The following is a 24,522-nucleotide window of genomic DNA, read 5'->3' on the forward strand; positions in this document are numbered from 1 at the left end:
AATCATTAGGCCAGTTCAGCTCGTCCCGCGATAGCGCCTAGAAGGCCGCGACAAATATCCCTTCAATCTCCGCCTGGCTAGCCGGCCGAGGGTTGGTCAGCCCACAGGCGTCCTTCAGCGCGTTGACCGCCAGCAGGGCGACATCCTCCTGACGCGCCCCGAGCACCGCCAAACCTTCCGGAATGCCAATGTCGCGGCTCAACTGCTCGATGGCATCGATAGCCGCCGCACTCCCCGCCGCCTCGCCCATCCGCGCTACATCCACGCCCAACGCCTTGGCCACATCACGCAGGCGCGCACCGCTCACGGCTGCGTTGAAGCGCTGCACATGCGGCAACAGCACGGCGTTGCACACGCCATGCGGCAAGTCATAGAAGCCGCCCAACTGGTGCGCCATGGCATGCACATAGCCCAGCGAGGCATTGTTGAACGCCATCCCCGCGAGGAACTGCGCATACGCCATGTTTTCCCGCGCCTGCAGATCCTCGCCGTCCGCTACCGCCTGACGCAGGTTGACGCTGATCATCTCGATAGCCTTGATCGCGCACGCGTCAGTAATCGGCGTGGCCGCCGTCGACACATAGGCCTCGATGGCATGGGTCAATGCATCCATGCCGGTGGCCGCCGTCAGCGACTTGGGCATGCCGACCATCAGCGCCGGATCGTTGACCGACAACAGCGGCGTGACATTGCGGTCGACGATTGCCATTTTCACGTGGCGCGCCTCATCGGTGATGATGCAAAAACGCGTCATCTCACTGGCCGTACCCGCCGTGGTGTTGATCGCGACCAGCGGCAGTTGCGGCTTGCTCGAGCGGTCGACACCTTCATAGTCACGGATATGCCCGCCATTGGTCGCACACAGGGCAATGCCCTTGGCACAGTCATGCGGCGAGCCACCGCCCAGCGACACCACGAAATCGCAGCCTTCACGCGTCAGCATCGCCAGGCCTTGCTCGACATTGGCGATGCTCGGGTTGGGCTTGGCGCCATCGAACACCACCGCATCGATGTCGCGCACGGCCAACTGCTCGGCAAGCCGCTCGGCAATGCCGGCCTTGGCCAGCCCTTCATCAGTCACGATCAGCGCTTTGCGAAAGCCGTAGCCGACCATCGCGTCCAGCGCTTGTGCCAGGCAATCGATGCCCATGATGTTCACGGCGGGAATGAAAAACGTGCTGCTCATGGCGTATCCCTCAGGCAATGTTTCATGCCTAAAGGATCCGCCTCTATGCCCTGCCCCGTGTTGATCTGGGGCAAAACCGCCTCAGCCAAGGAACAGCCGATACGCAGGGTTGTCGGTTTCATCCCAGTAGCGGTAACCCATGGCATCCAGGGCGGTGGGCAGGTCGGCGCGTTCGTCAGGCGGAACTTGCAGCGCAGCGAACACCCGCGCTTCGGCGGCGCCATGGTTGCGGTAATGGAACAGGCTGATGTTCCAGCGCTTGCCCAGCCGTTCAAGGAAGCCCAGCAAGGCCCCCGGCCGCTCCGGGAACTCGAAGCGCATCACCACCTCGCCTGCCGCCGGCCCTGCATGGCCGCCCACGGTGTGTCGCACATGCAGCTTGGCCAGCTCGTTGTCGGTCAGGTCCAGCACCTCATAGCCCTGCCCGGCCAGGCTGCCCAGCAATTGCTCGCGCGGGTCGTTCTGCGGGTGGGTCTGCACGCCGACAAACAGGCGGGCTTCCTTGCCCGGGTAATAGCGGTAGTTGAACTCGGTGATCTGCCGGCGCCCCAGTGCCTGGCAGAACGCGCGGAAGCTGCCGGGCTGCTCGGGGATGGTCACGGCGATGATCGCCTCGCGCTGCTCGCCCAGTTCGGCGCGCTCGGCCACATGGCGCAGGCGGTCGAAATTGACGTTGGCGCCCGAATCGATGGCCACCAGGGTCTGCCCACGGGCGCCCGTGGCCGCCACATATTTCTTGATCCCGGCTACGGCCAATGCGCCGGACGGCTCGGTGATCGAGCGGGTGTCGTCGTAGATGTCCTTGATCGCTGCACACAGCTCATCACTGCTCACGGTGATGACCTCGTCAACGAAATGCCGGGCCAGCTCGAAACAATGGGCGCCGATCTGCGCCACCGCCACGCCCTCGGCGAAGCTGCCGACTTGCGGCAGGATCACCCGCTCGCCCGCCTGCAACGCCGCTTGCAGGCAGTTGGAGTCCAGTGGCTCGACGCCGATGACCTTGACCTGCGGGCGCAGGTATTTGACGTAGGCGGCGATCCCGGCGATCAGCCCGCCGCCACCCACCGGCACGAAGATCGCGTCCAGCGGGCCCGGCTGTTGGCGCAGGATTTCCATGGCCACGGTGCCCTGCCCGGCGATCACGTCCGGGTCATCGAACGGCGGGATGAATGTTGCGCCCTCGCTCTGCGCCAGTTGCAGGGCATGGGCCAGCGCGCGCGGGAAGCTGTCGCCATGCAGCACCACCTGACCGCCACGGGAGCGCACGCCTTCGACTTTCAGTTCCGGCGTGGTGGTCGGCATGACGATGGTCGCCTGCATGCCCAGTTCCCGCGCCGCCAGCGCCACGCCCTGGGCGTGGTTACCGGCCGATGCGGTGATCACGCCGCACTCGCGCTGGGCCTGGGTCAGCTTGCTCAGCCGGTTGTAGGCACCACGGATCTTGAAGGAAAAGGTCGGTTGCAGGTCTTCACGCTTGAGCAGTACCTGGTTGCCCAGGTGTTCAGACAAGGCGCGAGCCGGCTGCAGGGGCGTTTCAATGGCCAGGTCATATACCGGAGCGGCAAGAATGCGGCGCACGTAGTCCGACAGCAGGCTCAGTGGCGCAGTCGGGGTGCTGGGGCAAACGGTAAGGCTGGTCATCGGTGACTCCTGGTTTTTTTGTAGTGCCCAGGAGTCAGAGAGAAAAAACCCGCCTCCAGGGCGGGTTAGGTGCAAGTGCCAGCTAGCCCGCCAATCTGATAATGGCGGTAATAATGCTGTGCTGTGGCAAGTGCAGGAATGTCGTCATGCCAGCGAAACTAGCCTAGCCGATTGAGCAAGTCAATCACTCGTTGCCTTCCAGGCAAGGGCGCGCGGAAGCCGGTACATCGAACACCCGGTCGAAGGCCCACTGGAACACGAAGGCGTAGACGAAGAAGAAGGCGAACAAGGCGATATTGGTAGCCAGCGCGGCCATCAGGCTGATCTGCAGCCAGTAGGCCACCACCGGCAGCAGGATCAGCACCAGCCCGCCTTCAAAACCAAAGGCGTGGACCAGGCGCCGGGTGAACGTGCGGGTACGTTGCGCCTGGCGCGCTTCCCAGTACTCGAAAGCGCCGTTGTAGAGCATGTTCCACAGCAAGGCCACGGCGGAGAGGATGAACGACAACGCCGTCGAATGGGCCATGCCCTCATCGAACGCCAGCGCCAGTGCCGGGGCGACGCAGGCCACGGCAATGGCTTCATAGAGAACCGCCTGGACGATCTTGCGCGGTGCGCCTTGCATGGTGTGGCTCCTGATCCGGTACTGCCTGGCAGGCTAGGCGCATTGAGACAGGGGTGCAATTGAGCTAGATTGAGCCACCCTCAATCTGGTTCATCAGCGTGTTCGCCAAGCTACCATTGACTGCCCTGCGTGCGTTCGAATCCGCTGCCCGTCTGGGTGGCTTCAAGGCGGCTGCCGATGAATTGGTGGTCACCCCCGCGGCGATTTCCCACCAGATCAAGACCCTGGAAACGTCACTCGGCGTGCAGCTGTTCACCCGCACCGGCCAGGGTGTGTTGCTCAACACCAATGGCGAGCGGTTGCAACGGCAGGTACATGCCGCGTTGCATGACATTCACCTGAGCTTGGCGGCGTTCCAGTGCGAGCCTGACCCATTGCAACTGAACCTGACGACCACCGCCGCGTTTGCCAGCCTGTGGCTGATACCTCGGCTGGGCGAGTTTCATCGGCGCCATCCGCAGATCCGCGTGCGGGTGCAGACCCATAACCAGGTAATCGACCTGCACCGTGACAGCTCGCTGGACCTGGCGATACGCGCGACGTTCAGCACGGACCCGTCGTTGTATGCGCTGCCGTTGTTCGATGAGCATTTTTCGGTGTATGCCCCGCCCGGCTGGCGCGTGCCAGAGGCTGACGGCGCCCTGGAACTGATCGATGCGCCGTGGATATCCGCTACGCAGTTGCCTATCGACTGGGAGCACTGGTGCGCGCAGGCTGGGCATGAGGATTGGCTTGGGCGGGCGATTCGTCATGGCTACGATGACGAGCAGTATGCTTTGCAGGCGGCGATGGCCGGGCATGGGCTGGTGCTGGCGAGCAATGTGCTGGTGTCGGACAGCCTGGCGCGTGGGCTGCTGGTGCCGTGGCGCGAAGATATTCGCCTGCCGGCGGCACACTACGCGGCCGTGTGCGTGCCGGGCCGGGAGCGCGAGCCTGCGGTGCGGGCTTTCATGGATTGGCTGGCGAACTTGATCTAGGTGATTGTTGCGCAATCATTCGCTGTAGCCGCTGCCGTCAGGCTGCGCTCGCCTGCATAGCAGGCGCAGCCCCTGGGAGCCCTCACGGGCTCCAGCGCAGCCTGTCGGCAGCGGCTACAAAAGGTGTGCACGACAGTTGCTCCCATCAAGGCTTGGGCTCTGCCTCCAGCTGTCCATCCCAGCCGCCACCCAGCGCGGCAATCAACTGCACGCTGGCTACCAGTTGCCCCTGGCGCAAGGTCAACACACTGCGCTCGTTGCTCAGCGCCGTGGTTTGCACGTTCACCACATCCAGATAGTCGATCAAACCGGCCTTGTACTGGTTCTCGGTCAGGCGCAGCGACTCCCGCGCAGCAACCAGGGCTTCAGCGCGCACCTGCGCCTCGTCCTCGTATACCCGCAACTGCACCAGGTAATCCTCCACCTCGCGGAACCCATCCAGCACCGCCTGGCGGTACTGCGCCACGGTCTGGTCATACACCGCCACCGTGCGGTCCACTTCCGCCGAACGCTTGCCGGCATCGAACAAGGTCATGGCCAACTGCGGCCCCACCGACCAGAAACGGTTCGGCAGGCTGATCCAGTCCTTGAAGCTGCTACTGCTGTAGCCACCGCTCATGCTCAAGGTCAGGTCCGGGAAATACGCCGCACGTGCGACGCCAATACTGGCGTTGGCCGACATCACCTTGCGCTCTGCCGAAGCGATGTCGGGACGGCGCTCAAGCAACTGCGACGGCAAGGCGCTCGGCACTTGCGGCAAGGTAGGAATGTCCTCGGTTTGCGCCAGGGAAAACTCCGCGGGGGCCTTGCCCATCAGTACCGCAATGGCGTTCTCCAATTGCGCACGCTGCCAAACCAGGTCGATCAGGTCGGCCTGGGTGCCCTTGAGCTGGGTCTGCGCCTGGGCCACTGCATCCTGGCCAGACACACCGGCGCGGTACTGGTTCTGGGTCAGCTTGAGCGAGCGCTCATAAGCCGCCACTGTGGCCTCGAGCAAGCGCTTCTGCTCATCCATCACCCGCAACTTCAAATAATTCTGCACCAGCAGCGACTGTTGGCTCAGGCGAATCGAGGCCAGGTCGGCAAAGCTGGCCTCTGCACTCGCTTCATTGGCTGTGAGGCCATCGCGCAGCTTGCCCCACAAGTCCAGCTCCCAACTCACCCCCAGGGTGGTGCTGTAGGTGTCGCGAATACCGCTGCTGTTGTTGCTCAGGCTGGAACTGCTGCTCCCGGTGCCCTGGCTTGAGCGGGTCTTGCCGGCCTTCAGGTCCAGGCTCGGGAACAAGGCGCCGCGCGAGCTGTTGACCAACGCCAGTGCCTGACGGTACTGGGCTTCGGACTGCGCGACAGTCTGGTTGCTGGCATTGAGCTGCTCGATCAGGCTGTTGAGCTGCGCATCGCCATACAACTCCCACCAGGCACCCCTGGCCAGGGCATCGGACGGGTTGGCCTGGGTCCAGCCTTCAGCCTGCTTGAACTGCGCTGGCGTAGTCATCTCCGGGCGCTGGTAGTCCGGGCTCAGGGTGCAGGCGCTGAGCATCAGCACGCACAGGCTGGCACTCAGCAGGCGCGAGCCACGGGCGCTGAACAGGCGCTGCAACGAGCGCTCGGCGGGCATTGGATGTTCGGTCATAGCGGAGTTTCCAGGGCAGCATCGGTCCGCACTCCGCGCCAACGGTTGAAGCGATGGCGCAGGCGGTCCAGGTAGAGGTAAACCACCGGAGTGGTGAAAAGCGTAAGGATCTGGCTGAAGACCAGCCCGCCAATGATGGTCAGGCCCAGCGGCTGGCGCATTTCGGCGCCTTCGGCAGTGCTCAGCAGCAACGGCAAGGCACCAAGGATCGCCGCCAGCGTGGTCATCAGGATCGGCCGCAAACGCAGCAGGCAGGCCCGACGGATCGACTCTTCAGGGCTCATGCCCTCGTGGCGCTCCAGTTGCAACGCCAGGTCGATCATCAGGATGGCGTTCTTCTTCACCACCCCGATCAGCAGGAACAGCCCCAACAACGAAATCAGGCTGAACTCGCTGCCTACCACGTACAGCGTGAGCAACGCGCCGACCCCGGCCGACGGCAAGGTCGAGAGAATGGTCAGCGGGTGGATGTAGCTCTCGTAGAGAATCCCCAACACCAGGTACACCGCCAGCAGCGCGCCGAGGATCATCCACGGCTGACCCTGCTGGCTCTTGGTAAAGGCGTCCCCGGTGCCACCGAGCTTGGCGATCACTTCTTCCGGCAAACCGACCTTCGCCACCGCGCGCTCGATGGCCGCCATGGCGACGTCCTGGCTGACGCCTTCGGCAACGTCGAAGGAGATGTCCTCGGAGGCAAACTGCCCTTCGTGACTGACGCGGTCTTCGGCCAGGCTGTTTTCGTAACGGGCGAAGGCTGACAGCGGCACGCGCGCGCCATCGGCAGTGATCACCTGGATCTGCTCGAGCGAACGCGGGTCCTGGGCGTATTTCGGGTTGATCTCCATCACCACCTGATACTGGTTCAGGCTGTCATAGATGGTCGAAATCTGCCGCTGGCTGTAGGCATTGTTGAGCACGGCGGTGACCATGTTCATGTCGATACCCATGCGCTTGGCCTGATCGCGGTCGACCACCAGCGTCACCTGCTGGGTACCACTGCCCTCGCGGGCATCGATAGCGGTCAGCTCGGGCAGCGCCTTGAACGCCGCCACCACTTTCGGGTACCAGGTCCGCAGCGCGGCAAGGTCACTGCTCTGCAAGGTGTAGAGGAACTGCGAACTGCTCTGGTCATGACCGCCGCCACCAAACTGCAGGTCCTGGTCGGCCATCAGGAACAGCCGCCCGCCCGGCACCTTGGGCATGTTCTTGCGCAGGCGCTCGATGATCTTCTGCGCCGACTCCTTGCGTTCCTTGATCGGCTTGAGGCGCACCAGCACCATGGCGTTGTTGATGCCGCTGTTGCCGCCGATAAAGCCGGCCACGCTCTCCACCGCCGGGTCCTTGAGCAAGGCGCGCCGGTAGATTTCCATTTTCGGCTGCATCACCGCGAACGACAGGCCGTCGTCGCCGCGCACAAAGCCCATCAACTGGCCGGTGTCCTGCTGCGGCATCAGGGTCTTGGGCACCACCACATACAGCGCCACATTGACCACGATGGTCACCAGCAAACTCGCCAAGGTCAGGCGCCGATGGCGCAGCACCCAGCCCAGGGCGCGGTCGTAGCCGGCCATCATGCGTTGGTTGAGGCCTTCGCTCCAGCGTTGCAGGCGGGTCTGCTCGCCACTTTGGTGAGGTTTGAGCCAGCGCGCACAGAGCATCGGCGTGAGTGTCAGCGACACCACCAGCGAAACGATGATCGCCGCCGCCAGGGTGATCGAGAACTCGCGAAACAGCGACTCGACGATCCCGCCCATGAACAGGATCGAGACAAACACCGCCACCAGCGAGGCGTTCATCGCCAGCAGCGTGAAGCCCACTTCCTTGGACCCGAGGAAGGCCGCGCGCATCGGCGACATGCCCTGGTCGATATGCCGGGAAATGTTCTCCAGCACCACGATGGCGTCGTCCACCACCAGGCCGGTCGCGAGGATCAGCGCCATCAGCGAAAGGTTGTTCAGCGAGAACCCGCACAGGTACATCACCGCGAAGGTCCCCACCAGCGACACCGGCACCGCCAGGGTCGGGATCAGCGAGGCGCGCAGGTTGCCAAGGAACAGGAACACCACCAGGATCACCAGCGCCACCGCGATCAGCAGGGTGTGCTCGGCCTCCTTCAGCGTGGCGTTGATCACCGGCGAACGGTCCATGGCCACATCGACCTTGACGCTCGCCGGCATCAGCGCTTCCAGGGCCGGCAACTGCTCGCGAATCTTCGCCACGGTCTCGATGATGTTGGCCCCGGTCTGGCGGTTGATCACCAGCAACACGGCCTGCTCGTCATTGAAGAAGCCGCTGTTGTAGCGGTTCTCCACGCCGTCGGTGATCTTCGCCACATGGCTCAGGCGCAGCACCGAGCCGTCCTGGTAGCGGATCACCAGGGGCTCGTAGTCCTTGGCCTTCTCCAACTGGTCATTGGCCTGTACCTGCCAGCTGCGCTGCTCGTCCTCGATAAAGCCCTTGGGGCGACGCTGGTTGGCATTGGCAATGGTCTGGCGCACCTCGTCGAGGCTGACCCCGTACTGGTTGAGCAGTTGCGGTTCGAGCTCGATGCGCACGGCCGGCAACGAACTGCCGCCGATCTGCACCTCGCCGACCCCCGGCACTTGCGACAGGCTTTGCGACAGGATGGTCGAGGCCAGGTCGTACAGCTGGCCCTTCTGCAACACCGTGGAAGTCAGCGACAAGACCATGATCGGCGCCTGCGCCGGGTTGATCTTGTTGTAGGTCGGCATGCTGCGCATGCCGCTGGGCAGCAGGTTGCGCGTGGCATTGATCGCCGCCTGCACCTCGCGGGCCGCGCCGTCGATGTCGCGGCCCAGGTCGAAGCCGAGGATCACCCGGGTCGAGCCCTGGCTGGAACGGCTGGTCAGGGTGTTGACCCCGGCAATGCTGCCCAGGGAACGCTCCAGCGGCGTCGCCACCGTGGACGCCATGACCTCCGGGCTCGCGCCGGGCAAACTCGCCGACACCACGATCACCGGGAAGTCCATCTGCGGCAACGGTGCAACCGGCAGCAAGCCGAAGCTGACACCGCCCAGCAGCATGATTGCCAGGCTCAGCAGCATGGTCGCTACCGGGCGGCGGATAAAGGGTCCGGAAAGGTTCATGCGTCAGCCTGTTGTGCGTCAGGCTGACGACGCCAGCGGCGTGCCAGGCGGTCGAAGTACAGGTAGATCACCGGCGTGGTGAACAGCGTCAGCACCTGGCTCAGCAGCAACCCGCCAACCATCACCAGGCCCAGCGGCTGGCGCAGCTCGGCACCCGAGCCGCTGGCCAGCATCAGCGGAATGGCGCCGAACAGCGCCGCCAGCGTGGTCATCAGGATCGGCCGGAAGCGCAGCATGGCCGCGCGGTAGATGGCGGTCTGCGGGTCCATGCCCTGATGCCGCTCCGCCTCCAGGGCGAAGTCGATCATCATGATGGCGTTCTTCTTGACGATACCGATCAGCAGGATGATCCCGATGATCGCGATCATGCCCAGGTCATTGCCACTCAGGAGCAACGCCAGCAAGGCACCCACCGCCGCCGATGGCAAGGTCGAGAGGATGGTGATCGGGTGGATGTAGCTCTCGTAGAGCACGCCCAGCACGATGTACATGGTCACCACCGCCGCGAGGATCAGCAGCAAGGTGCTCGACAGCGAAGCCTGGAAGGCTTCGGCCGCGCCCTGGAAGCGCGTCTGCACACCCAATGGCATGCCGATGTCTTTCTGTACCTGTTCGATCACCTGCACGCCCTCGCCCAGGGACACGCCCTCGGCCAGGTTGAACGACATCATCACCGCCGGGAACTGGCCAATATGGGCTATCGCCAACTGCGCCTGGCGCTGCTCGACGCGGGCCAGGCTCGACAGCCGGACCTGGCCGCCGTCGGTGGTCTTGACGTGGATCTGGTCAAGCACCTCCGGGCCGATGTTCGCCGCCGCAGCCGCCTGCAATACCACGCGGTACTGGCTGGCCTGGGTGTAGATGGTCGAGATCTGGCGCTGGCCGAAAGCGTCGAACAGGGCGTTGGTGATATCGGCGACGTTGACCCCAAGACGGCTGGCTGCGTCGCGGTCAATCGCCAGGTAGACCTGCAGGCCCTTGTCTTGCAGGTCGCTGGCAACGTCCTTGAGCTCCGGGCGCTCGTGCAAGGCATCGACCAGCTTGCCGGTCCACAGCGACAGCAGCTCGGCGTCCGGCGAGGACAGGCTGAACTGGTACTGCGTGCGGCTGACGCGGTCTTCGATGCTCAGGTCCTGCACCGGCTGCATGAACAGACGGATACCGACCAATCTGTCCAGTTGCGGCTGCAAGCGGTCGATCACCTGGGTGGCCGTGATGTCACGTTCGCTGTGCGGCTTGAGGTTGATCAGCACGCGGCCGCTGTTGAGCGTGGCGTTGTCGCCATCGACGCCGATGTAGGACGACAGGCTTTGCACGGCCGGGTCCTTGAGGATGATCGCGCTCAGCTCTTGCTGGCGCTGGCTCATGGCGGCGAACGACACCGACTGCGGCGCTTCGGAGATGCCCTGGATCACCCCGGTGTCCTGCACCGGGAAGAAGCCCTTGGGCACCATCAGGTACAGCACCACCGTCAGGCCCATGGTCGCGATCGCCACCAGCAGGGTCAGCGGTTGATGGCGCAGTACCCAGGTCAGCATGCGGCCGTAGTGCCCGATCAGCCAGTCGATCCAGGCACCGCTGGCGCGGTAGAAGCGGCCCTGGTCTTCCTCTTTTGGCTCACGCTTGAGCAAGCGCGCGCACATCATCGGCGTCAGGGTCAGCGAAACCACCAGGGAAATCAGGATGGCCACCGCCAGGGTAATGGCGAACTCGCGGAACAGCCGGCCGACCACATCAGCCATGAACAGCAGCGGGATCAGTACCGCGATCAGCGAGAAGGTCAGCGAGATCAGGGTAAAGCCGATCTGCCGCGCGCCCTTGAGCGCCGCCTGCATCGGAGTCTCACCTTCCTCGATATGCCGCGAGATGTTCTCCAGCATGACGATGGCATCGTCGACCACAAAGCCCGTGGCGATGGTCAGGGCCATCAGCGTCAGGTTGTTGATCGAGAAACCCGCCAGGTACATCACCCCAAAGGTGCCGATCAGCGACAGCGGCACGGCAATCGAGGGGATGATCGTGGCGCTGAAGCGGCGCAGGAACACGAAGGTAACCATCACTACCAGCACGATGGCGATCAGCAGCTCATGCTGCACGTCCTTGACCGAGGCGCGAATGGTCTGGGTGCGGTCGGTGAGGACGACCACGTCCAGGCCGGCTGGCAGGTTGTCGGTGATGGTCGGCAGCAGGGTCTTGATCCGGTCGACCACTTCGATGACGTTGGCACCCGGCTGACGCTGGATATTCAGCAACACGGCCTGGTTCTGGTTGGCCCAGGCGGCCAGGCGCTCGTTCTCGGCGCCGTCGACGATCTCGGCGACATCCTTCAAACGCAGCGGCGCACCGTTCTTGTAGGCCAGGATCAGGTTGGCGTATTCCTCGGGGGAACGCAGCTGGTCGTTGGCATCAAGCATCGATACCCGGGTCGGGCCATCGAAGTTGCCCTTGGGCTGGTTGACGTTGGACGCGCCGATCAGCGTGCGCACATCGCTAAGGTTGAGGCCGGCAGACGCCAGCGCCTCCGGGTTGACCTTGATTCGCACAGCCTGGCGCTGCCCGCCGGCGATGCTGACCATGCCGACGCCGCTGATCTGGGCGATTTTCTGCGCGACACGGGTATCGACCAGGTCGTTGAGCTTGGGCAACAACATGGTCTTGGAGGTGATCGCCAGGGTCAGCACCGGGGTGTCGGCCGGGTTGACCTTGTTGTACACCGGCGGCGCCGGCAGGTCGCTTGGCAGCAGGTTGGTGGCGGCGTTGATCGCGGCCTGGACCTGCTGCTCGGCGACGTCCATGTTCATTTCGAGGCTGAAGCGCAGGGTCAGCACCGAGGCGCCGCCAGAACTGGTCGAGGCCATCTGGGTCAGCCCTGGCATCTGCCCGAACTGGCGTTCAAGCGGCGCCGTCACCGCGCTGGTCATGACCTGCGGGCTGGCACCGGGGTACAGCGTCATGACCCGGATGGTCGGGTAATCGACCTGGGGCAAGGCGGCCACGGGCAGCAACTTGTAGGCGATCAGGCCGGCCAGGACGATGGCCAGCATGCTCAGTGTGGTCGCCACCGGGCGCAGGATGAACAGCCGCGAGAGGTTCATGCGTCAGCCTTTACCGGCTTGGCGTCGGTGGCCGACACATCTTTCTTGTCCTGGCCCTGCAAATGCTGGCCGGGAGTGGTCGGCACGTCGCTGCTGTCGTTGACCACTTCGACGTCACTGCCGTCGCGCAGGCGGTCAGTGCCCTCCAGGACGACTCGGTCGCCACTGGCCAGGCCTTCGGTAACCACGGTGTGATCACCATCGCTGGCGCCAACCTTGAGGTTGCGGATGCGCACCTTGGTGTCGCCTTCCATCACGTAGGCGAAGGTGCCGTCGGTACCGAATTGGATCGCGGCCGAAGGGGCCAATACGACGCCCTTGAGGGTATCGGCAAGCAGGCGCACGTTGACGAACTGGTTGGGGAACAGCACTTCGCTCTGGTTGTCGAAGAACGCCTTGAATTTCAGGGTGCCGGTGGTGACATCGATCTGGTTGTCGAGGCTGCGCAGTACGCCGTCAGCCTGCTTCTGCGTATCGCCACGGTCCCAGGCTTCCACAGGCAGTTGCGCGCCACTACGGAAGCGCGTCAGCACGGGCGTCAGGTTGGTTTCCGGCAGGGTGAAGGCCACGGTGATAGGTTGGGTCTGGGTGATCACCACCAGTGCGGTGGTGTCGTTGGCGGCCACCAGGTTGCCCAGGTCGAGCTGACGCAGGCCGAGGCGGCCGCTGATCGGTGCGCGGATCTTGGTGAATTCCAGGTTCAGCTTGGCGTCGTTGACCGCCGCCTGGTTGGTCTTGATAGTGCCCTGGTACTGGCCAAGCAGCGCTTCTGCGGTGTCGACCTTCTGCTTGGCGATGCTGTCTTCGGCGTACAGGCCTTTATAGCGCTCGAAGTCGATCTGCGCGTTTTTCAGCTGCGCCTGGTTTTGCGCCAGGGTGCCTTCGGCTTGCTGCAGGGCGATCTGGTAGCTGCGCGGGTCGATCTCTGCCAGCAGGTCACCGGCCTTCACCCGCTGCCCTTCCTGGAAGTAGATCTTCACCAGCTCGCCAGCCACGCGGCTGCGCACGTTGACCGTATTGGTCGCGGTGACCGTGCCCAGCGCCTTGTAGTACAGCGGGAAGTCGCCAACGGTTGCTGGCGAGACGCGCACAGGCACCGCCCCGGCAAAGGCGCCAAACCCGGGCCGACCACCCCCAGGCCCGCCTTTGCCCGCTGCGCCGGCGGCTGGCGCGTGCGCTGTCTTGGCCGGCCAAAGCCACCAGCACAGGCCAGCAATCAGCAGCAGGATCAGCAGGCCTGTAAGCCAGCGACGGGTATGACGGGAACCGGAGGATTGCATGGGTTGATCGACCATTGTGCGAAAGGAATCTTTTGAGGAGGCTGAACGATAAGCAACAGAGCGGTTTTAGCAAAGCGCCTTTACCGGCTATTTACCTAGAGCTGACGTTGGCAAAGTGCTGAACTATAAATAAAAAAGGCCTGGACTAAGGCCAGGCCGTTACAACTTTACGCACTTTTTCACGCAATACCCGAATAAACACCCGCCTGTGGGAGCTGGCCTTGCCAGCGATGGGCTCGGCGGGGTGTCATGGCATGCGTGCTGCCTGCATCGCTGGCAAGGCCAGCTCCCACAGGGTACAGCGTTGCGATTACTTCAAGACAGCCAGGGCAGCCTCGTAGTTCGGCTCGTCGGCGATCTCTTTTACCAGCTCCACGTGCAGCACCTTGTCGCTCTCGTCCAGCACCACGACAGCACGTGCGGTCAGGCCGGCCAGCGGGCCGTCGGCGATGGCAACGCCGTAGTTCTCGATGAACTCGCGACCACGCAGGGTGGACAGGTTCTGGACGTTTTCCAGGCCTTCAGCGCCGCAGAAGCGCGCCTGGGCGAACGGCAGGTCAGCGGAGATGCACAGCACAACAGTGTTGTTCAGCTCGCCAGCCTTCTTGTTGAAGGTGCGCACCGACGTAGCGCAGGTCGGGGTATCAACGCTTGGGAAGATGTTCAGCACTTTGCGCTTGCCGGCAAGGCTTTGCAGCGTCACGTCAGCCAGGCCAGCACCAACCAGCGAAAACGCCGGGGCCTGGGCGCCAACTTTTGGCAGCTCGCCGTTGACTTGAACCGGGTTGCCTTTGAGGGTCACTTGAGACATGAACGAAGTCCTTATGCGGGGGTGAGTAAAGGACCCAGAGTTAAGCATGAAAGTTGCGTACAACCTATGCCTTGCGCATAAATTGTTGAATTGCCAGACAAGTTTTGTGGGCAACGGCAATTGCCCAGGCACCGAAAGCGGCACCTGGGCTGTCAGGCATCAGCTCAGCAGCGAGTACACCAGCGCGGAAATCGCCACCAGGCCAACGGCCACGACGAACACGTTGGACATCGCCCCGCTGTATTTGCGCATCGCCGGCACACGGCGGATGGCGTACATCGGCATCAGGAACAGGATCGCGGCAATCACCGGGCCACCGAGGGTCTCGATCATGCCGAGGATGCTCGGGTTGAGGGTCGCGACGATCCAGCAGATCACCAGCATGAAGCCGGCCGTCATGCGGTCCAGGGCTTTCGCGCTCGGGCGCTTGCCGCTCTTGAGGACCAGGCCCTTGAGGCCTTCGCTGGCACCGATGTAGTGGCCCAGGAACGACTTGGCAATGGCAATGAAGGCAATCAACGGCGCGGCAAAGGCGATGGTCGGGTTGCTGAAGTGGTTGGCCAGGTACGACAGGATCGACAGGTTCTGCGCCTTGGCTTCGGCCAGTTGCGCCGGGCTCAGGGTCAGTACGCAACTGAACACGAAGAACATCACCATGGCCACCATCAACAGGTGGGCGCGGCCGAGAATCTGGCTGCTGCGCTGTTCAGCGTTAACGCCGTAGCGGCGCTTCTGGTCAACGGCAAAGGCCGAGATGATCGGCGAATGGTTGAACGAGAAGACCATCACCGGGATCGCCAGCCACAAGGTGTGCAGGAAAGCCGAGCCGGACGGCATTTCAGTTGCGGTGCTGAGAATGCCACCGCTCCAGTGCGGCACCAGGAACACCGCAAGGAAGGCCAGGGCCACGATGAACGGGTAGACCAGCAGGCTCATGACCTTGACGGTGGCCTGCTCGCCGCAGCGCACGATGGCCAGCAGGCCGAGAATCAGCACGAAGGACAAAATGGCCCGCGGCGGTGGCGCTATGTGCAACTGATGCTCCATGAAGCTGCCGACCGTGTTGGTCAGGGCGACACTGTAGATCAGCAGAATCGGGAAGATCGCGAAGAAGTACAACAGGGTGATCAGGGCACCGGCCTTGAGGCCGAAGTGCTCTTCGACGACATCGGTGATGTCGGCGCCGTCACGCCCGGAAAGCACGAAGCGGGTCAGGCCGCGGTGTGCGTAGTACGTCATGGGGAAGGCCAGCAAGGCCAGGATCAACAGCGGCCAGAAGCCACCCAGGCCGGCATTGATGGGCAGGAACAGGGTTCCGGCGCCGATGGCCGTGCCAAACAGGCCCAGCATCCAGGTGGTGTCCTGACGGTCCCATGCGCCGAGGGCGACGGGGGTCGAATCGAGGCGTTGTGCAACGCTCGGGGCCTGCTCATTCATCCGGGTGCAACTCCACTCGCAAGACTGCAACAGGGCTGGGAGTGGCGAAACAGACGCGTCACCGCAACCCAGCCATAAAAGAGGGGCTGGATTGTGCGCCGGTTGGTTGCACTTTGGAAGCCCTCACCGAGGAGCGGTTGCACCTTTTCCGGGGAGGACGGTGGGAGCCGGCAATACCGGCCCCCACAGCGGCGTTACGCGGTTTTCTGCACGGCCGCAAACGCTTGGGCAACCTGTTGCAGGTTGTCTGGACGTACACCCGACATGCACACCCGACCGCTGTCGATCAGGTACACACCGAACTCGTCACGCAGGCGACGGACCTGCTCGACGCTGAAACCGGTGTAGCTGAACATGCCGCGCTGGGTCAGGAAGAAGTCGAAGTTCTGCCCTGGCAGCAACACGTTCAGCGCGTTGACCAGTTCCTGGCGCATGTCGAGGATGCGCAGGCGCATTTTCTCCACTTCCGCTTCCCACTGGGCGTTCAGGCCGGCATCGCTGAGCACGGCAGCCACCAGCTGGGCGCCAAAGGCTGGCGGGCTGGAGTAATTGCGGCGCACGGTGGCCTTGAGCTGGCCCAGGACGCTTTGCGCGGTGGCGCTGTCATCGCAGACCACCGACAGGCCCCCTACCCGCTCGCCGTACAGCGAGAAGATCTTCGAGAACGAGTTGCTCACCAGGCACGGCACGCCGGCACGGGCGACTTCACGAATGGCGAAGGCGTCTTCTGCCAGGCCTTCACCAAAGCCCTGGTAGGCGATGTCGAGGAACGGGATCAGCTTGCGCGCCTTGACCGCCTCGATCACTTGCTGCCATTGCGCCTGGGTCAGGTCGGCACCGGTCGGGTTGTGGCAGCACGGGTGCAGCAGCACGATGCTGTTGGCCGGCAAAGTGCCCAGTTTTTCCAGCATGGCGGTCACGTTGACGCCGCGGCTGGCCTGGTCGAAGTACGGGTAGGTATGGACCTTGAAGCCCGCACCTTCGAAGATTGCGCGGTGGTTGTCCCAGGTCGGATCGCTGACCCAGACCTGCGAATCGGGGAAGTAGCGCTTGAGGAAGTCGGCACCGACTTTCAGTGCGCCGGAGCCGCCAACGGTTTGCACGGTGGCCACGCGCCCGTCGCTGACAGCTGGGTGATCAGCGCCGAACAGCAGGGCCTGGATGGCTTGGCGGTAGCTGGCCAGGCCTTCCATCGGCAGGTACAGCGAGGCTTCGTGTGGTTGCTCGGCCAGGCGCTTCTCGGCTGCGCCAACGGCGGCCAGCTGCGGTACCACACCGGCGGCGTCGTAATACAGACCGATACTCAGGTTGACCTTGTTGGCACGCGGATCGGCCTTGAAGGTCTCCATCAGGGAGAGAATCGGATCGCCGGCATAGGCATCGACATGTTTGAACACAGCGCGCAACTCCTTGGGTCAGGACAGTTCGGACAAAGATGCCGCTGAGGATACCTGTAGCGGGCGCGCAGGAACATGACCTGTGCTGCAACGGGTGCTTGCAGGCTTGCAACGGTGGCCGATGCCGTCAGGCTGCGCTCGCCTGCAACGCAGGCGTCGCTTTGGGGAGCCCTTACGGACTCCAGCGCAGCCTGACGGCAGCGGCTACAAACGCATGAACAAGGCCAATGTGGTTAACCGGCCAACGCCTGCAACCCCGCCCACTCCTCGGCCGTGACCATCACCCCTTCTCGCGCCGACAGCTCGCGCTCACGGAAACGCCGCTCGCCCGGCATGCGCTGCAAGCCGACCGCCTGCATCTGCCGTACCAGTTCGCGGCTGCGCTCGGCAAAGCGGTTGCCCACCGACTTGGCCGGGTCAATCACGATGATCAACTGCCCGGTCCACGGCGTCTTTGCCCCCGGGTGCTGCGACCAATCAAACTCGAACGAGAAATTGCCACCGGTCAGCGCCGCCGCCAGCAGCTCGACCATCATCGACAGTGCCGAGCCCTTGTGCCCGCCGAACGGCAACAGCGCGCCGCCCGCCAGAATCGCCTTGGGGTCACAGGTCGGCTCACCAGCGCTGTCCACCCCCATGCCCTCGGGCAACAATTCGCCCTTGCGTGCGGCTATCTGCACATCGCCATGGGCAATGGCGCTGGTCGCCATGTCAAAGACAATCGGGTCATTGCCGGCACACGGCGCGGCAAAGGCAATCGGGTTGGTGCCGAACAACGGCTGCTGCGCCCCATGGGGCACCACGCAGGTCATGCTGTTGACCACGCTCAACGCCACCAGGCCTTCCTCGGCAAACGGCTCGACATCCGGCCACAACGCCGCGAAATGGTGCGAATTGTGAATCGCCAGCACGGCGATCCCGGCACTGCGCGCCTTGCTCACCAGCAACTCGCGCGCCGCCGCCAGCGCCGGCTGGGCGAAGCCGCCCTGGGCGTCCACGCGCACATAACCGCTGGCGACATCCTCGACCTGCGGCTGCGCCTTGCCATCCACCCAGCCACTGTTGAGCGTTGAAACATACGCCGGCATACGGAACACGCCATGGCTGTGCGCCCCGTCACGCTGGGCGCTGGCGCAGTTGTAGGCAAGGCTGCGGGCGACCTCGGCAGAGGTGCCATGACGTTCGAAAATCTGCTGCAACAGCACTTCAAGATCAGCAAACGGCAAATGATGAACAGGTGCGGACATCTGAAGCTCCCTTATTGGAATTGGAGTAGGCAACAGCATGGGCAATGCCCCGACTTTCATCTGTTTGACAGCAAACTGTCAATTGTTGACTTGATGACAGAAAAGATTCATTTTCTGTTTCCAGCGCCATCGCCGCCGAGAATCACCCATGCACCCACCGATCAAGCAACGCCTGGAAAACAGCCTGCAGGATGCATCGGCTTCGGGGCGCAGGATCGCCACCTACATGCTCGCCAACCTAACCGACCTGCCGTTTGAAACCTCGGCAAGCCTGGCGGCAAAAATCGGCGTCAGCGAGTCCAGCGTCGGGCGCTACTGCCGCGCGCTGGGTTATGAGCACCTCAAGGCCCTCAAACACGACCTCAAGGACGACCTCGGTGACGGCCCCTGGCTGGTCGGAGATCGTCTGCAAGAATTCCGCCAGGAGCACGGCAAGGATGACGCCGGTATCGCCCGCAGCCTCGAACAGGAAGTCGCGGCGCTGGTGCGGGTCTACGAATACAGCCGCACGCCCGCCTGGCAAACCGTCAGCCAGCGCCTGGCGCAGCGGCGCAAGGTGTTCATCGCCGGTTTCCAGACCGAGCGCGGTATCGCCCAGTGCATGGCCCACCTGCTGCAATACCTGCGCGACGGCGTGCAGGTGGTCGATGGCAGTGCCGGGCATTTTGGCGAAGTGCTGCTCAGTGACCCGGCCGACTGCGCGCTGGTGGTGTTCGAAGCCCGCCGCTATTCGCGCCATGCCCTGAACCTGTGTCGCAAGGCACGTGAGGCGGGCATCCCGGTAACACTGGTTACCGACACCTTCTGCGATTGGGCCGACGCCCACGCGGACGAGGTCTTTCGCATACCCACCGAATTCAATCTGTTCTGGGAGTCCACCGCGACGATGCTGTCGTGGGTACACCTGATGGTCAACGAGGTCTGCAAGAAGCTTGGACCGGATGTTGAAAAACGCTTGGAAGCAACTGCCGCTCTACACAACGAGTTCGTCGGCTACACGTCGTCGAACAGACAATAGCAAGAGTGCAAACACCAACAGATCGAGGTGCACCATGAAACCCGTCCTCCGCTTCGCAGGCGCTTGCGCCCTGCTGCTCGCCGGCGCCACTGCCGTTCAGGCCGAGACCCTGAAGATCGCCACTGAAGGCGCTTACCCACCGTTCAACTTTGTCGACTCGGACAACAAGCTGCATGGCTTTGACGTCGACATCGCCAACGCCCTGTGCGCGCAGATGAAGGTCCAGTGCACCCTGGTGGCGCAGGATTGGGAAGGCATCATTCCGGCATTGATGGCGAAGAAGTACGACGCCGTGGTGGCCTCGATGATCGATACCGAAGAGCGCCGCAAGAAGATCGCCTTCACCAACCACTACTACAAGACCCCGTTGTCCGTGGCTGTGGCCAAGGACAGCGAGATCACCGACGCGCAAACCAACTTCAAGGGGTACACCGTGGGTGCGCAAGCCTCCTCGACCCAGGCGATCTATGCCGAGGATGTCTATGGCAAGGCCGGCGCCGACGTGAAGCTGTACCCGACCCTGGATGAAGCCAACGCGGACCTCGCGGCCGGTCGCCTGGACGGGGTGATTGCCGACAAGTTCCCGTTGCTGGAGTGGCTGGGCAAGGCCGGCAAGGACTGCTGCAAGACCCTGGGTGATGTGAATGGCACCCGCGCCGATGCCTCGATTGCCGTACGCAAGGACGACGAAGCCCTGCGCGAGCGCCTGAATACTGCACTGGACGCCATCGTCGCCGACGGCACCTACCAGAAGATCGCCAGTCGCTACTTCGACTTCGATATCTACCAGTAACCCTGTGGGAGCCGGCCTTGCCGGCGAACGGCCACGCCACAGTCCTCTTGGGGCAAGGCGTTGCCTTGCTTCGCCGGCAAGGCCGGCTCCCACAGTGCGATAGGGCCACCGGAGCTTTCAGATCATGCTCGATCAACTGTCCCTGCTTTCCTTCGCCAGCGGTGGCTGGGGCCAGGCCCTGCTGGCCGGGGCCCTGGTGACCTTGTCACTGGCCCTGGCCTGCCTGCCCATCGGCCTGCCACTGGGCCTGGGCGTGGCCCTCGCCGCCCGCTCGCCAAAACGCTTCCCGCGCGCCGCCGCCACGGTATTTTCCACGGTGTTTCGTGGCCTGCCGGAACTGCTCACGCTGCTGATCATCTACTACGGCTGCCAGATCGCCGCACAGAAGATCCTCGCCGCCATGGGCTATGAAGGTGAAGTGCTGATCAACACCTTCCTCGCCGCCATGATCGCCTTCAGCCTGGTATTCGCCGCCTTTTCCAGCGAAATCTGGCTGGCCGCCTTCAAGACCGTGCCCAAGGGCCAATACGAAGCTTCGGCGGCATTGGGCCTGAGCAAGGCCACCACATTCCGCAAGGTGGTCTTCCCGCAACTGGTGCGCATCGCCCTGCCCGGCCTGTCGAACAACTGGCTGTCGCTGCTCAAGGACACCTCGCTGGTATCGACCATTTCCCTGGTCGACCTGATGCGCCAGACCAACCTCGCGGTCAGCGTCACCAAGGAGCCAATGTTCTTCTACGGCGTGGCCTGCCTGGGCTACCTGCTGTTCTCGGCGCTGTCCGGGCGGGTATTTGCCTTTATCGAACAGCACTTCAGCCGCCACCTGCGGAGCGCCCGCCCATGACTTTCGACGATCTGCTGGCAATGTTCGTCAACCCCGAGCTGCTGGAACGCTACGGCCCGCGCTTTGTCGATGGCCTGCTGGTGACCGGCAAGCTGGTGGCGATTTCCTTCACCCTCGGCGCCGTACTGGGCCTGCTGCTGGCCCTGGCGCGCATGTCGAAAAGCCAACTGCTGCAACGCCTGGCCGCCGGCTACATCTATTTCTTCCGTGGCTCGCCGCTGCTGGCCCAGTTGTTCCTGCTGTATTACGGGCTCGGCTCGCTGAAGAGCTTCTGGCAGGACGTCGGCCTCTGGTGGTTCTTCCGCGATGCCTGGTTCTGCACCCTGCTGGCGTTCACCCTGAACACCGCCGCCTACCAGGCGGAAATCTTCCGTGGCAGCCTGCTGGCGGTTGCGCCGGGGCAATACGAAGCGGCCAAGGCCCTGAGCCTCAAGCGCTCGACCACCTTCTTCAAGGTGATCCTGCCGCAATCGCTGATCGTCGCCATCGGCCCGCTGGGCAATGAACTGATCCTGATGATCAAGGCCAGCGCGATTGCTTCGCTGGTGACCATCTACGACCTGATGGGCGTGACCAAGCTGGCGTTCTCGCGCAGCTTCGATTTCCAGATCTACCTGTGGGCCGCCGTGCTCTACCTGCTGATCGTCGAAATCGTGCGTCGCAGCCTCAAACACATCGAAGCCCGCTTGGGCCGCCACCTGCGCTAAGCCGTCACCGCCGAGGATTGTTCCATGCATTGCCACACCATCGTTCTAGGCGCCGGTATCGTCGGCGTCAGCACTGCGCTGCACCTGCAAGCGCGCGGGCGCAAGGTCATCCTGATCGACCGCGACGAACCCGGCAGCGGCACCAGCCACGGCAATGCCGGGTTGATCGAGCGCTCCAGCGTGATCCCCTATGCCTTTCCGCGTGAGCTGTCGAAGCTGCTGCGCTATGGCCTCAATCAACGCTCGGACGTGCGCTACAGCTGGCAGTACCTGCCCAAGTCGGCGCCATGGCTGTTCAAGTACTGGCAGAACTCCGCGCCAGCGCCGCTCGCCAACGCAACCCGGGCGATGCTGCCGCTGGTGGAGCGCTGCGTTGAGGAGCACGACGCGCTGATCGAGGCCGCCGAGCTGGGCTCGCTGGTCCGCGCCAGCGGCTGGATCGAGGTGTATCGCAATGCCGAAGGCTTCAAGCAGGCCGTGGCGGATGCCCATGCGCTGGCGCCCTATGGCTTGAAATACGAGGTACTCGACCGCCAGCAACTGCATGCCCGTGAAACCGCCCTGGGCAGCGACGCGGTAGGCGGCATCCACTGGCTCGACCCCAAGACCGTCAGCAACCCCGGCGGCCTGACCCGTGGCTACGCGGCGTTGTTCGTCAAACGCGGTGGGCAGTTCATCCATGGCGATGCGCGCAGCCTGCGCCAGGTGGCAGGCGATTGGCAGGTCGATACCCGCCAGGGCCCGGTCACCGCGCCAGACGTGGTCATCGCGCTGGGCCCGCAAGCGGGCGAGGTGTTCCGCCCGCTGGGCTACCGGATCCCGCTGGAGATCAAGCGTGGCTATCACATGCACTACCAGGCGCAGGCAGGTGCCGAGCTCAAGCATTCGCTCTGTGATGTCGAGGCGGGCTTCGTCCTGGCGCCTATGGCCCAGGGCATTCGCCTGACCACCGGCATCGAATTCGCCGCCAGCGGCGACCCGGCCAATGAAATCCAGCTCAAACGCTGCGAAGCGGTAGCTCGCAAGCTGTTCCCCTTGGGCCCGCGCATCGACCCCGAGCCGTGGCTCGGCCGGCGCCCGTGCCTGCCGGACATGCGCCCGGTGATTGGCCCGGCCGGTCAGCACAAAGGCTTGTGGTTCAACTTCGGGCATGCCCACCACGGCCTGACCCTGGGCCCGGTCAGCGGCCGCCTGCTGGCGGAAATGATGACCGGTGCCACGCCCTTCACCGACCCTGCGCCCTACAGCGCCGATCGTTTCAACTGAAACCCTGCGGGAGAACAACAACATGACCGCCAGCCTCAGCCTTGCAACGCCGCTGCCTGTTGCCCAGCCCGACCCACGCAACGTCGTGGTGAATATCCAGGGGTTGAACAAGTATTACGGTGAGTTCCATGTATTGCGCGATATCGACCTGACCGTTCACGAAGGTGAGCGCATTGTCTTGTGCGGGCCATCCGGCTCGGGCAAGTCGACCTTGATTCGCTGCATCAACCAGTTGGAGGTCGCCGAGAAAGGCAGCATTCGCGTCTATGACACCGACCTCGCCGCCAACCACCGTGCAGCGGCGCAAGTGCGCAGTGAAATCGGCATGGTGTTCCAGCATTTCAACCTGTTCCCGCACATGAGCGTGCTGGACAACTGCACCCTGGCGCCCATGAGCGTACGCGGCTTGTCGCGCCAGGAAGCCGAAGAGCGGGCGCGCTTCTACCTGAACAAGGTCGGCATCGAGAACCAGGCCGGCAAATACCCCAGCCAGTTGTCAGGCGGCCAGCAGCAACGGGTGGCGATTGCCCGGGCGCTGTGCATGAAGCCGAAAATCATGCTGTTCGACGAGCCCACCTCGGCGCTGGACCCGGAAATGGTGGCCGAAGTGCTGGATGTGCTGGTGAAGCTGGCGGACACCGGCATGACCATGCTGTGCGTAACCCATGAAATGGGCTTTGCCCGGCAGGTGGCGCAGCGGGTGTTGTTCCTTGATGGTGGCCAGGTGATCGAGGACAGCCCGCCGGAGGCGTTTTTCAACAATCCGCAAAGTGCACGGGCCAAGGGATTCCTGGCACAGATTCTTCATTGAGCCCAACAGCATCGCGGGACCAGCCCGCTCCCACAGCAACTGTGGGCGCGGGCTGGTCCCGCGATGGGCTCACTGCGGATGCATTTTCGACTTGATGAACCCGGCAATGAAGGTAAGCACCGCGCCCCCTGCACCACCGCCGATGATGCTGCTGATCAAGCCCGGAATATCCAGGCCTCCGCCCGCCGCAGCCACAGTACCCGGCTCACCGGTCATGGCCGCGACGATCTGGCCGAGCACCACCCCGCCAACACCGCCGAAAATCGAATTGAGTAACGGCCCCATGCCTTGCTTGCTCATGCCGGCAGCGTTGCCACCGACCACACCTGCGATGATCTGAACGATCAGACTGACGATATCCATTGTGTGCACCCTCTGTAGCGCTGATTGAGTGACGACTCGCTTCCGGCTACTTCAGATACGGCACCACCACAGGCTGGGAGACGTCCGGGTCCGCTCGACGACAGCGACCTGTGGCGGATAGTGGAAGTATAGCTCGTCAAATATATTGAACTGCCAACCTCGCCAAACCGCAGCGCAGAGCCCTGTTTAAAGGGTTCAGCGGCCATCATTGCGTGGCTGCATAGTCACTATGCCAAGTCTCCCTGCTGCCTTCGCTTGAAATATTAAACGGCTCTGGCAAG

Annotated in this window: 19 protein-coding genes; 7 read left to right on the top strand and 12 right to left on the bottom strand. The window is 63.5% G+C overall.

What is annotated here, in order from left to right; all coding sequences use genetic code 11:
* Window positions 1–37 precede the first annotated feature (37 nt).
* The 3 genes from yiaY to M5G11_RS15365 all read right to left on the bottom strand — a co-directional run bounded on the left by yiaY (window position 38) and on the right by M5G11_RS15365 (window position 3,455).
* Entirely contained in the window at window positions 38–1,186 is a 1,149-nt protein-coding gene (gene yiaY, locus M5G11_RS15355; protein WP_273912350.1) for an L-threonine dehydrogenase, read from the bottom strand.
* 81 nt (window positions 1,187–1,267) lie between these two features.
* A complete protein-coding gene (ilvA, locus tag M5G11_RS15360; RefSeq protein ID WP_273912349.1) occupies window positions 1,268–2,830 on the bottom strand; it encodes a threonine ammonia-lyase, biosynthetic in 1,563 nt (520 codons plus the stop codon).
* A gap of 184 nt (window positions 2,831–3,014) precedes the next feature.
* Window positions 3,015–3,455 carry a PACE efflux transporter gene (locus tag M5G11_RS15365; RefSeq protein ID WP_273912348.1) on the bottom strand — a complete coding sequence of 147 codons (441 nt, stop codon included), beginning with the start codon at window positions 3,453–3,455 and terminating at the stop codon, window positions 3,015–3,017.
* Between the two features lie 98 nt (window positions 3,456–3,553).
* Here M5G11_RS15365 and M5G11_RS15370 point away from each other — a divergent pair, with 98 nt between their 5' ends.
* Window positions 3,554–4,432, top strand: coding sequence for a LysR substrate-binding domain-containing protein (locus tag M5G11_RS15370; RefSeq protein ID WP_273912347.1), 879 nt, complete (start codon window positions 3,554–3,556; stop codon window positions 4,430–4,432).
* Window positions 4,433–4,577: 145 nt separating this feature from the next.
* Here the strand turns inward: M5G11_RS15370 and M5G11_RS15375 are convergent, their stop codons facing one another.
* The 8 genes from M5G11_RS15375 to M5G11_RS15410 form a co-directional block, all read right to left on the bottom strand.
* Complete coding sequence (locus tag M5G11_RS15375) at window positions 4,578–6,065, bottom strand: efflux transporter outer membrane subunit (protein ID WP_273912346.1); 1,488 nt, start codon at window positions 6,063–6,065, stop codon at window positions 4,578–4,580.
* Window positions 6,062–9,172, bottom strand: coding sequence for an efflux RND transporter permease subunit (locus M5G11_RS15380; RefSeq protein WP_273912345.1), 3,111 nt, complete (start codon window positions 9,170–9,172; stop codon window positions 6,062–6,064). Before M5G11_RS15380 ends, M5G11_RS15375 begins: the two co-directional genes overlap by 4 nt.
* The gene (locus M5G11_RS15385) at window positions 9,169–12,267 is read right to left on the bottom strand and encodes an MdtB/MuxB family multidrug efflux RND transporter permease subunit (RefSeq protein ID WP_273912344.1); all 3,099 of its coding nucleotides are present in this window, start codon (window positions 12,265–12,267) and stop codon (window positions 9,169–9,171) included. The genes M5G11_RS15380 and M5G11_RS15385 overlap by 4 nt, the downstream gene beginning before the upstream one ends.
* Complete coding sequence (locus tag M5G11_RS15390; protein WP_273912343.1) at window positions 12,264–13,562, bottom strand: MdtA/MuxA family multidrug efflux RND transporter periplasmic adaptor subunit; 1,299 nt, start codon at window positions 13,560–13,562, stop codon at window positions 12,264–12,266. The genes M5G11_RS15385 and M5G11_RS15390 overlap by 4 nt, the downstream gene beginning before the upstream one ends.
* 295 nt (window positions 13,563–13,857) lie before the next feature.
* Window positions 13,858–14,358: a thiol peroxidase gene (tpx, locus tag M5G11_RS15395; RefSeq protein WP_273912342.1), complete on the bottom strand. Its 501-nt coding sequence runs from the start codon at window positions 14,356–14,358 to the stop codon at window positions 13,858–13,860.
* Window positions 14,359–14,517: 159 nt separating this feature from the next.
* Window positions 14,518–15,795 carry a serine/threonine transporter gene (locus tag M5G11_RS15400; protein ID WP_273912341.1) on the bottom strand — a complete coding sequence of 426 codons (1,278 nt, stop codon included), beginning with the start codon at window positions 15,793–15,795 and terminating at the stop codon, window positions 14,518–14,520.
* A 194-nt stretch (window positions 15,796–15,989) separates the two neighbouring features.
* Window positions 15,990–17,192, bottom strand: coding sequence for an amino acid aminotransferase (locus tag M5G11_RS15405; protein WP_273925310.1), 1,203 nt, complete (start codon window positions 17,190–17,192; stop codon window positions 15,990–15,992).
* Window positions 17,193–17,425: 233 nt separating this feature from the next.
* The gene (locus M5G11_RS15410; protein WP_273913600.1) at window positions 17,426–18,439 is read right to left on the bottom strand and encodes an Ldh family oxidoreductase; all 1,014 of its coding nucleotides are present in this window, start codon (window positions 18,437–18,439) and stop codon (window positions 17,426–17,428) included.
* Window positions 18,440–18,587: 148 nt separating this feature from the next.
* Between M5G11_RS15410 and M5G11_RS15415 the strand changes: the two genes are divergently transcribed.
* The 6 genes from M5G11_RS15415 (at window position 18,588) to M5G11_RS15440 (ending at window position 23,878) form a co-directional block, all read left to right on the top strand.
* Window positions 18,588–19,457: a MurR/RpiR family transcriptional regulator gene (locus tag M5G11_RS15415; RefSeq protein ID WP_273913601.1), complete on the top strand. Its 870-nt coding sequence runs from the start codon at window positions 18,588–18,590 to the stop codon at window positions 19,455–19,457.
* Window positions 19,458–19,491: 34 nt separating this feature from the next.
* Complete coding sequence (locus M5G11_RS15420) at window positions 19,492–20,250, top strand: transporter substrate-binding domain-containing protein (protein WP_273913602.1); 759 nt, start codon at window positions 19,492–19,494, stop codon at window positions 20,248–20,250.
* Between the two features lie 124 nt (window positions 20,251–20,374).
* On the top strand, window positions 20,375–21,094 hold the full coding sequence (locus M5G11_RS15425; protein ID WP_273913603.1) for an ABC transporter permease: 720 nt from the start codon (window positions 20,375–20,377) through the stop codon (window positions 21,092–21,094).
* Window positions 21,091–21,801, top strand: a complete 711-nt coding sequence (locus M5G11_RS15430; RefSeq protein ID WP_273913604.1) for an ABC transporter permease — start codon at window positions 21,091–21,093, stop codon at window positions 21,799–21,801. The genes M5G11_RS15425 and M5G11_RS15430 overlap by 4 nt, the downstream gene beginning before the upstream one ends.
* Before the next feature lie 24 nt (window positions 21,802–21,825).
* A complete protein-coding gene (locus M5G11_RS15435; RefSeq protein WP_273913605.1) occupies window positions 21,826–23,067 on the top strand; it encodes an NAD(P)/FAD-dependent oxidoreductase in 1,242 nt (413 codons plus the stop codon).
* A 22-nt stretch (window positions 23,068–23,089) separates the two neighbouring features.
* Window positions 23,090–23,878, top strand: a complete 789-nt coding sequence (locus M5G11_RS15440) for an amino acid ABC transporter ATP-binding protein (protein ID WP_273913606.1) — start codon at window positions 23,090–23,092, stop codon at window positions 23,876–23,878.
* Window positions 23,879–23,947: 69 nt separating this feature from the next.
* Here M5G11_RS15440 and M5G11_RS15445 read toward each other — a convergent pair whose 3' ends face one another.
* A complete protein-coding gene (locus M5G11_RS15445) occupies window positions 23,948–24,241 on the bottom strand; it encodes a hypothetical protein (protein WP_273913607.1) in 294 nt (97 codons plus the stop codon).
* Between the last annotated feature and the right edge of the window lie 281 nt (window positions 24,242–24,522).

The sequence above is a fragment of the Pseudomonas fontis genome (genome assembly GCF_028656955.1).
Classification (GTDB): Bacteria; Pseudomonadota; Gammaproteobacteria; order Pseudomonadales; family Pseudomonadaceae; genus Aquipseudomonas; species Aquipseudomonas fontis.